Source organism: Enterococcus sp. LJL120 (genome assembly GCF_054871765.1).
This window is the reverse complement of record NZ_JBTXLV010000003.1, coordinates 437,392-446,354: the sequence shown is the minus strand read 5'-3', so window position 1 is coordinate 446,354 and position 8,963 is coordinate 437,392. Positions and strand designations below refer to the sequence as shown.

The 8,963-nt window shown below is 37.5% G+C and carries 12 protein-coding genes and 1 pseudogene; 1 reads left to right on the top strand and 12 read right to left on the bottom strand.

What is annotated here, in order from left to right; genetic code table 11:
* The 9 genes and pseudogenes from ACYSNU_RS07440 to ACYSNU_RS07400 form a co-directional block, all read right to left on the bottom strand.
* Positions 1-322, bottom strand: a pseudogene (locus ACYSNU_RS07440) (hypothetical protein); the annotation flags it as partial.
* Positions 323-448: 126 nt separating this feature from the next.
* Complete coding sequence (locus ACYSNU_RS07435; protein ID WP_461736545.1) at positions 449-781, bottom strand: HNH endonuclease; 333 nt, start codon at positions 779-781, stop codon at positions 449-451.
* 80 nt (positions 782-861) lie between these two features.
* On the bottom strand, positions 862-1,272 hold the full coding sequence (locus tag ACYSNU_RS07430) for a sigma factor-like helix-turn-helix DNA-binding protein (RefSeq protein WP_461736544.1): 411 nt from the start codon (positions 1,270-1,272) through the stop codon (positions 862-864).
* 11 nt (positions 1,273-1,283) lie between these two features.
* Positions 1,284-1,505, bottom strand: a complete 222-nt coding sequence (locus ACYSNU_RS07425) for a helix-turn-helix domain-containing protein (RefSeq protein ID WP_461736543.1) — start codon at positions 1,503-1,505, stop codon at positions 1,284-1,286.
* A complete protein-coding gene (locus ACYSNU_RS07420) occupies positions 1,498-1,731 on the bottom strand; it encodes a hypothetical protein (RefSeq protein WP_461736542.1) in 234 nt (77 codons plus the stop codon). The genes ACYSNU_RS07425 and ACYSNU_RS07420 overlap by 8 nt, the downstream gene beginning before the upstream one ends.
* Positions 1,732-2,148 (bottom strand): RusA family crossover junction endodeoxyribonuclease, encoded by a 417-nt coding sequence (locus ACYSNU_RS07415; RefSeq protein ID WP_461736541.1) that lies wholly within the window; start codon positions 2,146-2,148, stop codon positions 1,732-1,734.
* Entirely contained in the window at positions 2,145-2,534 is a 390-nt protein-coding gene (locus tag ACYSNU_RS07410; RefSeq protein WP_461736540.1) for an HNH endonuclease, read from the bottom strand. Before ACYSNU_RS07410 ends, ACYSNU_RS07415 begins: the two co-directional genes overlap by 4 nt.
* A gap of 196 nt (positions 2,535-2,730) precedes the next feature.
* A complete protein-coding gene (locus ACYSNU_RS07405) occupies positions 2,731-3,207 on the bottom strand; it encodes a hypothetical protein (RefSeq protein WP_461736539.1) in 477 nt (158 codons plus the stop codon).
* Between the two features lie 246 nt (positions 3,208-3,453).
* Positions 3,454-5,706 carry an AAA family ATPase gene (locus ACYSNU_RS07400; RefSeq protein WP_461736538.1) on the bottom strand — a complete coding sequence of 751 codons (2,253 nt, stop codon included), beginning with the start codon at positions 5,704-5,706 and terminating at the stop codon, positions 3,454-3,456.
* 121 nt (positions 5,707-5,827) lie between these two features.
* On the opposite strand from ACYSNU_RS07400, the gene ACYSNU_RS07395 reads away from it, so the two are divergent.
* Positions 5,828-6,661, top strand: coding sequence for a DUF4393 domain-containing protein (locus tag ACYSNU_RS07395; RefSeq protein WP_461736537.1), 834 nt, complete (start codon positions 5,828-5,830; stop codon positions 6,659-6,661).
* Here ACYSNU_RS07395 and ACYSNU_RS07390 read toward each other — a convergent pair.
* The 3 genes from ACYSNU_RS07390 to ACYSNU_RS07380 are packed head-to-tail and all read right to left on the bottom strand — an operon-like array spanning position 6,648 to position 8,959.
* Positions 6,648-6,800 carry a hypothetical protein gene (locus ACYSNU_RS07390; protein ID WP_461736536.1) on the bottom strand — a complete coding sequence of 51 codons (153 nt, stop codon included), beginning with the start codon at positions 6,798-6,800 and terminating at the stop codon, positions 6,648-6,650. The genes ACYSNU_RS07395 and ACYSNU_RS07390 overlap by 14 nt on opposite strands.
* A gap of 52 nt (positions 6,801-6,852) precedes the next feature.
* Positions 6,853-8,442: a DEAD/DEAH box helicase gene (locus ACYSNU_RS07385; protein ID WP_461736535.1), complete on the bottom strand. Its 1,590-nt coding sequence runs from the start codon at positions 8,440-8,442 to the stop codon at positions 6,853-6,855.
* Positions 8,443-8,452: 10 nt separating this feature from the next.
* Entirely contained in the window at positions 8,453-8,959 is a 507-nt protein-coding gene (locus tag ACYSNU_RS07380; RefSeq protein WP_461736534.1) for a hypothetical protein, read from the bottom strand.
* Positions 8,960-8,963 lie beyond the last annotated feature (4 nt).

The window sequence follows — 8,963 nt, the reverse complement described above, 5'->3', positions numbered from 1 at the left end:
TATAAACAAAAGAACACGATGCAATCAACGCTGAAAGCACCGCACTATCAAAAAACACATCTGGATTGTTCGCTTGAAAAATCTCATTCACTTCAAAATTATCATTGATAAATTCTCGAAACACCAAGCGGTCCGCAAGGCTGTCAACACCCTTTGCACACCAACCTAAAACTGAGCGATATCGTCGTCTAATTTCTTCTGGAATAGTGATGCCTACACTTCTATCAGTGTATTGCATAGCGTATTGCCTATAGCGCATATCCACTCTTTGTTTATGTGATTCAAGCTTTTTTCGTAAGTATTCAATGCCTTTTGATTCCATTTTTTCAACTCCTTAAAATGTCGCGCGAGAAAAAATGTACAGTGACGGCGTGAAGTACGGGCAAGCCGCCGGTGGGGTGGGTATCCCCCCTTATATATTTTCTCTAAAATTCTTCACCTTTAAACTTTATGATCTATACTCAGACCAATTTAAGCTTTGCGGCAAATTCCTATTTCCTAATGTTTTGGGTTCATTTTGTTTGTTATTAAACAGTTTGTCCGACTTCTGTCTGTTACAACTCCAGTGAGCTAGCTGTAGGTTCTCAATGGCTGATGGGTGTCCACCTTTATTTATCGGTACAATATGATCGACAACCGGACTCATTGGGTCGGGTGCCCTCAACCTTTTATCAATTGGCTTACCACAAATCCCACAAATGTTTTGAATCTTTAATAGTTTCTTTTTATTTTTATCAAAAGCAACCCGGTGGGGTCCTTGTCTATCAGCTCTTAATACCAATTCACACCTCCGACTTACATAAAAAAGGCAGCCCCTAGGGGACTGCCTAAAAATGATATAAATTTTCTAATATCAGTATATCATGATTTTGCAATGGGTAGTGTCACATCATTGTCACTATCTATCTTTTTAAGGATATCCCGATGTTTATTCCGAATATAACCATAATTATGGTTTAATTCCTTTGCGATTTCTTTCAAAGTCAGACCTTCAATATATTTCATTCTTAAAATATGCTGGTCCAGCCCTTTAAAACTATATATCAGGGTCCGCAAATCATAGATCTGATTCATCTTGTCGGCTAAACGTTTCTCATGATCTGCAATAATATCCTCTAACTTGGAGGCTTTAGATTCTTTTGTTAACGAATAGCGGCCAAGGTCTTCAGGATTGCACCAACGCTTTAACTCTGATTTATACGTTTCAAGCTCCCAATCAAGATAATATATTTCCTGTTCTAATTTTTGATAGCCATTTAACCACTCGTACAACGGCGCCCCTCCTAAACTGTTCTGAAAAAATTAATGACATCCACACCTAATCCTTTTGCTAGTTTCTCTAAAACATCGATGCCGGCATTCATTTTTTCATGTTCGATTAAATAGATTGTGTTGGTAGAAATGCCTGACTTTGCAGCTAATTGTTTTTGCGTGATGCCATTTTTAGCATTTCGATAATAATAAACGTTCATGGCTACACTGTTTCTAATATCGTTGTCAGCCATGTAAATTACCTCCTACGATTTTTTGATAATTCTCATCTTGATACTTCAATATCCCAGTTAAAAAAATATTCACAAGCGGATGATTGTTGTACTTATCCCCTAATTCACCAAGGGATTTCATTAACCAATCCCAATAGTATTCAGTTGTAATAGGATATTGCTGCATCATCTGATTTGAATCATCCATAAAATTCTGAATGTCTTTAAACACTGATTCCCAATCCATCTACACCGCCTCAATTCGAATATAAATTCCTGGTATCTCCGCCCAAAATTTTTCTGCTATCAAACTAACCACATAAGAATCATCTTTCCAGAAACCTAGCTTAGTCATGCAATCCTGCAGCAACTTATTGCTGTTGTCTAAATCCGGCTTTGTATATTTCCATTCGCCATCCTCGTGATTCCCTGTAATTGGGAAACACCATTTAACAATTAACCGCACGGGCACCAGATATTTCTTTTCAGGAGCATGTTTAGCCAAGTGACTCATTAGCTTCATTCTTGCATTTTGTAAATCAGGTGGTTCGTAAAAATGCGGCTTACCATTTACTACAGAAACTTTCTTTTCCTGAGCTGTGGTCTCTGGGGCGATCATATGCATAAAAAATTCAATAGTTTCATTACCATGTTTTTCAATCATTCAGCGTACCTCCATATATATCCTAATGAGGTACCCTTCTTGGTTTTACATACTTTTATAATATTTTGCCTTCGGGCCCCAGTAATCCTTTCAGCCTCCCTAACGCTTGGATAGGTTTTAACAAAATTACCATCTTTATCAAATTGGCTCACTTTTTTTGAAGTCGTTTTAGCTCCGTTGATTGCTCCAATTTTACTATCTGCATTTCTATGTTTATCACTAATGACGTGTAATCCTGTTTCGAAAGCATGGATAGCATTGTCTGAAAATGTAACCCATTCTAGATTAGTTAACTTTGGATTTCCTTTATTGCCATCAATATGATTTACAACTGGTAAATTATCGGGGTTAGGAAGAAATGTTTCTGCTACTAATCTATGAATCATCCGTTGATTTACAACACCATTATTACTTAATCTAATACTAAGATATCCATCATATTTTTTTATAGGGGCTAATAATCTATTTGATTTATAAGAAAAAATATCTCCTCAGTTGAAACTCTGTATATACCTTCATACCCTTTAATATCTTTAAAAACTTTTTGAGTTTCAGGCGGAATTATTGGCATAAAAAATTCAATCATTCCATCTCGCCTTTCTCATAGTCCGAGAACATTTCAATGTACTCATTTGTTTTATTTTTGAATACCATAGGTTCCTCCGCTACATACACACACCCATAATTATTCTTTTCGCCAGGAATATCTGTAGCAAATCGATTGAATAATTTCTCTTGGCATTTCGGACATTTACAAAACGAGTTTCCCCACATAGTAGTCGACTTTCCACTGTAGCCACAGAATGGACAAAGTATTTCAACCTCAACACGAGTACCCTTTTCAATCCATTCGTTCTTTTTAACTGGCATATCCAAAGATTTTTCAATAGCGGAAGATGAGGCATTTGTATTTTCGCCATTTGTCGGACTATCTTCAATAAATAAAGATTCAAAATTTCCTGTAGACAATTGATGCGCCATCAAAATTTCATTTGTACTCAATTCTCTATCAGATTTCAGTGTAACTGTTAGTTCCATTCCTTGAATAACTATTCTCATTGTAAAAGCACCACTTTCTTGTTATTTTATTTTGGTATAGTCCAATATTTTTTATTTTTTTCCTAGCCATTTTTGTCTCGCTGTATCCTTTTGTCTACTCTATCCCTTGAAAAGGGAGAGTAGACAAGGATAGCGGACAGCGGTGCGACAACGTTTATAATATTGTCGAAGCTAGTCGAAGCTATTTAGCTATCAACGAACAACTTTGAATTGTCGAAGCTAGTCGAAGCTATTTAGTTTAGACGATTAAGAGTCCTTCTTCTTCGAAAGACTTCCATCTTCAATTGTAAATTTCTCGTGTTTTTTTACACGAGAATAAACTGTATTCCGTGCGACATCTAAATAGTCTGCTACCATCATTACATCAACTGGTCCGCCGTTTTCACTCAAAATATTAAAAGCTTCTTCTAATTCCTTTTTGCTTTTCTCACTGCGGGTTTCATTGGCTTTCTGAGTTCCTTTTCTCCATTTTTCCTTTGAGTCTTCTTCTAAGGAAATATCCTGTAGAGCGTCATCAAGCACATGGATTGGGTATCTAAACCATGCATTGACTGTTTTAAATTTAGGGAACTCTCGTAATGTACCATCGATTCTCCATGCGCTGGCCTGTCTGGCTAATTCAACGGCTTTGACCCTGTTTTGTTCGACAACTTTAAGAACTTCCTGAGATTTAATGGCTGCCATTAAATGATGTTCCATTTGCTTTTTGCTGAAGCGGTCATCAATACCAATATCATCATAAGAAGGATTGAACTGGCTAATAGCTGCAGAATAGGTATCGCAGATTGCTTGATTTTCCAACACCATATACCTATCTTCTGTGACGGGTAGCTCAATTAAATCTAAGATAGCATCCGGATCCCGAGCAAATACACCTGAACCACTTGAACGGTCAATAGAGTTTTTCCCGCCCTGAGAACCCTTTGAATGATGATGACAATAGATGACTGCGCAACCTAGTTCAGTCGCAATCTTATCGAATTGATTGGTGAAGTTAGCCATTTCGTGTGCGCTGTTTTCATCACCAGTTAATACTTTGTAAATTGGATCAATAATAACTGCGATATAATTTTCTTTTTGTGCTCGACGAATTAACTTGGGGGCCAATTTATCCATCGGTGAAGTTTTACCACGTAAATTCCAAATATCGATGTTCGATACATTGGCATGTCCTTGGCCTAAGGTATTATAAATTTCGACAAATCGTCTCTTAGCCGAACGTTCATCTAATTCAAGGTTGACATACAAAACTTTTCCTTTAGTACAATCAAACCCCATCCATTGACGACCTTCCGCAATAGCTATGGCTAATTGGATTAGTGAAAAAGACTTGCCGGCTTTTGATGGTCCGGCGATTAGCATTTTATGTCCTTGTCTTAAGACATCTTTAATCAATTCTGGGGCTAAAAATATTTCACTATCAAACAGGCTTTCAAGACTTTCAGGATCTGGCAAATTATCATTCATATCTTCGATGTACTCTTGCCAATCCTCCCAACTAGGTTTACCGATATTTGTAGCAACTAAAAATTGCTTGCTATTTCCACGAATAAAACCAGGGAATCGAGATAAGCGAGAAGGATTTTTATTTTGCTTATCAACTTTTAAGCCATTTTTTTCTACGATTTTATAGAGATAATCCACCCGTTCTTGATATTGAGGATAATTAACGGCATCCACTTTAACAATCGCGTGAAGGCTTTTTGAACCACTATGAGTCAAAGCAACGATTGGCAACTCTAATTCTCTTAAAATTTCATTTTGTTGTTCTATAGCCATGCTGTCTGATTCGACTAAAGCATATCTGAAATCAACGACATTAGTATTTTTAACGCCTTCACCGTCTAATGGATTGAAACGAATCCATGCGCCACTGTTCGGGTTGGGATCGCCTAATACTGCCCCAATATCCCCCTTACTACGCCGGATTCCATCAATCAATTCACCAGCTGTTTTAGTATATACACCAGATGATTTAGGCAGCCATTTCTCACTGTCGTCGCCTCGTTTAACTGGAAATCCATCGTTAACGTAGCCAACGATATCACCAGGATTGAATACAGCTTCTAGGTAATCAATGATTTCTTTTGATGGGTCCCAAATTTTCGGCTCATTGATTTCCTTCCCCATTACCCAGTCTGTATTAACTAGCCGATAGCCTTTATCCACTTCAACTGGAACAAAACTATCGTTCCAGCCAATTACTGAATCGCCGTCCTCACCAGAGTATTTATAATCACTCTCCCATCCATTGTCTTTGGCTAGTTGTGTGATAGTAGCGCCAGTAACGGGCTGGTTACTTCCTTCAAAGCTATCCCATTTTTTGTAGGTTTCACCTGAATGATACCTGCCGCTGTCTTTTGCAGACCAACTATCCCAATCGGAAGCGGTGTATCCTTCATGCTTCAGTGCCATCCCAACGTTGACCCACTCTTGATAAGAAAGCAGAGCGGGATCAACATATTCTAATAATTCAACTAAATCTAGTTTGCTTTCCAATTGACTAGTTCCTTTCGATTACTAATTATTTATAGTGGGCTAAACCCCACGTTAATTTACTTTTTGAACATTTCCTATTTGACCTCATTCTGTTAAACTTAATTAAAAAAGAGGTGGTCGAATGCTGGAACTAATCCCCACTGCTGTAACAACTTTTGCTGCAGCTATGACAGCTAATGCTTTCAAAGGAGCAAAAGGTCCTGCGCAAGCTTTAGATGATATAATGACCTTGGCAGGTTTTGATAAACTTAATTTTTATGCTGAAAAAAAACGTGCTAACAAAGAAATTTACATCAAAGATTATAAAGAAAAAATCGCCCAAGAAATTATCCATATTCCGGAAGAAAATTTGCAAGAACCAAAATTATCAATAGTTGGGCCTGCAATAGAAGCATCTAAGTACTATATAGAGGAAGATATACTTCGATCTATGTTTGCAAAATTAATAGCTTCCTCTATGGATATCAAGAAGAATAATTATATTCATCCATCATATATAGAAGTGATTAAACAGCTATCTCCAGTTGATGCGGAAATTATATCAACTCATTTTCTTAGAAAAAGCCCACAAGAAATAATTTCACTATCCTTAGTAAGTTCAACTGGACAATTTAAAAAGACGCACTCGAATCTTTTTTACAATACCCATTATCGTAATCATCAAGTTCTTATTGCTGCATCTATTGAGAATCTTGAGAGACTTGGCCTTCTTGAAATAGATTACACTTCTCAATTAAGTAGCGCACAATATTCTGACGACTACATAAAACATTCAACGGAATACAAAGAAGCTTTACATCAAATGAAAGAAAGAAATCAAGATTACTATATGCGAAATGCTATAGCAGGAAAAAAACTTGATTCTGATTTTAAATATTTTACTGATATTCAGATACAAAGAGGAAATATTACTATGACAAATTTTGGGAATAATTTTTGTACTACTTGTCTCTAGACAAGTAGTTTTTTATTCTTTCTGTTTCTTCTTCAAAAAAAATATCCATCCATTTTTCAATCATCTTCATCTGAAATTTCATAATCCCAAAAGAAACCGATGCTGAAACCATTGCGGAGACTATTATTATTTTTATCATTTGTTCCTCCTTACCAGTCTGCTAAAGCCGCAGTTAACCGACTTTAGCTAAATTAATTATTTTGATAGGTTGCAGGAATAATTCCAGCAGGAGTCCGCCATCCGTTTGAAGCAAATCGATCTATCATACGTTTTGCTGATTCGAATTGCCAGGTCCCGACATTTACAAAACCCCGACCTTCTAAAAATCTAATTTGTTTTGGTGTCGCTAAGCCTTCGACTCGACGCTTTTCAAGGCGGTCTAAAATCATTGCTGCTTTACCGGCATTGTCAACTTGATCAGGTAAAATTCCTAATTTTTCTAGAGACTTCACCTGTTTTTCAGAAGGCGGAGCCATTTCCCAGCCAAAACTTGGCACATAACTAGTAAGGTCCTCGGCTTGAATTGACATTTCGAATTGTAATGGGTCCACTAATTTCCGTTTACGCTTACGCATTTCCGCTAATTGCTTGGCTAAGGCTTCTTCACGTTCAGCAATGACATCTTTTTCAGCTTGGGCCTCAGCTTCTTCTAAATCTAGTCCAAAACCGGCTAAACCTGCTTCTTCGATATTTTCAGTCATTTTATCAGCTACATCTTTGTTTTCAGCTATTAAATGCGCTGGATGACAAAGCTCATGGCGTTCTGTATGCCAAAGGAAATCGAGCAGTAAAAGTTCTTCCTTCCCGGGGAACAATCTAGTGCCACGGCCAATCATTTGGCTATAAAGTGAGCGGACTTTCGTAGGACGGAGAACAACAATACAATCAACAGCTGGTGAATCCCAACCTTCGGTCAGTAGCATCGAGTTGCACAAAACGTTGTATTTATTATTTTCGAAGTCTTCCAAAATTTCCGCTCGGTCCTTTGATTCACCGTTAACTTCAGCAGCTTGAAATCCTTTTTCGTTTAAAATATCTCTAAACTTTTTTGATGTTTTAACTAACGGTAGAAAAACAACTGTCTTCCTGTTTGAACAGTGCTTCACCATTTCATCAGCTATTTGGTAAAGGTATGGCTCAAGTGCCGTGCCTAAATCTTTTGTTTTAAAGTCACCGGCTTGTTGAGCAACAGCGGATAAGTCTAACTTCAGAGGAATAGTTAAAGCCTTAATTGGAGATAAAAAACCTTCTTTTATTGCTTTTGGCAGTGTATATTCGTAAGCCAAGGATTCAAAATAAGAACCTAAATTTCTCATATCCCCTCGGTCAGGTGTTGCTGTCACTCCTAATACATTCGATTCCTCAAAATGGTGTAACACCCGTTGATAGCCATCACTAATGCAATGATGAGCTTCATCAACAACAATTGTGTCAAAAAAATTGGGAGGAAATTTACTAAGCCGTTTCTCACGCTGCATAGTTTGAACAGAACCAACCACTACCCGAAAGAAACTTCCGACACTTGTTTCTTCGGCCTTCTCTGTTGCCGTTTTTAGTCCTGTAGATTTTTGAAGCTTGTCAGAGGCTTGGTCTAATAACTCACCTCTATGAGCAAGGACGAGCACACGCTCGCCCATCTTCACTCTATCTTCAATTACTTTCGAGAAAACTATTGTTTTCCCACAACCAGTTGGTAAAACTAATAGAGTGCGCTTTTTTCCTTCTTGCCATTCCTGCTGAATAGCTGTTCTAGCTTCTTCTTGGTACGGTCTAAGTTCCATCTAATCACTCCTAAAATGCTCCTGGTTGAAATCCAGTATTAGCTGCTTGTTGTTGTGGCGCTGCTTGTTGGAATGTTTGAGAATTTGCTGTTGGTTCCAAATATTCATCAATTTGATTATTCTGAACTTCTTTACCTGTTTTAGAACTGGTGTACTTATTAATTAACAATTTTGCTGACCCGCGACTTCCGATAACTTGACTCCAATTTGGCGAAAATGGTTGTCCAACAATAGGTGCTTGGCCAATCCCCGTGAAGAATTGAGTCAATTTCCACTGCCATTTTTTTACCATATAAAGACGATCAGTCACTTTTGTACTGCCTAAAGGCCCTGTAAACTCCATTTCAATTTCAGCATAAGGCGTACCATTTTGGATTTTATCGCTATTTCCATCATAAATTTTTCGTTCAAACCCTGTGACTACAAACGGATATTCTCCAGCTTCAAATAGTTTGAAATTACTTTCTTCAGCAACAAAACTGTCGCCCCATCCAATAAATTCGTTCTCGTTGTTCATTCAA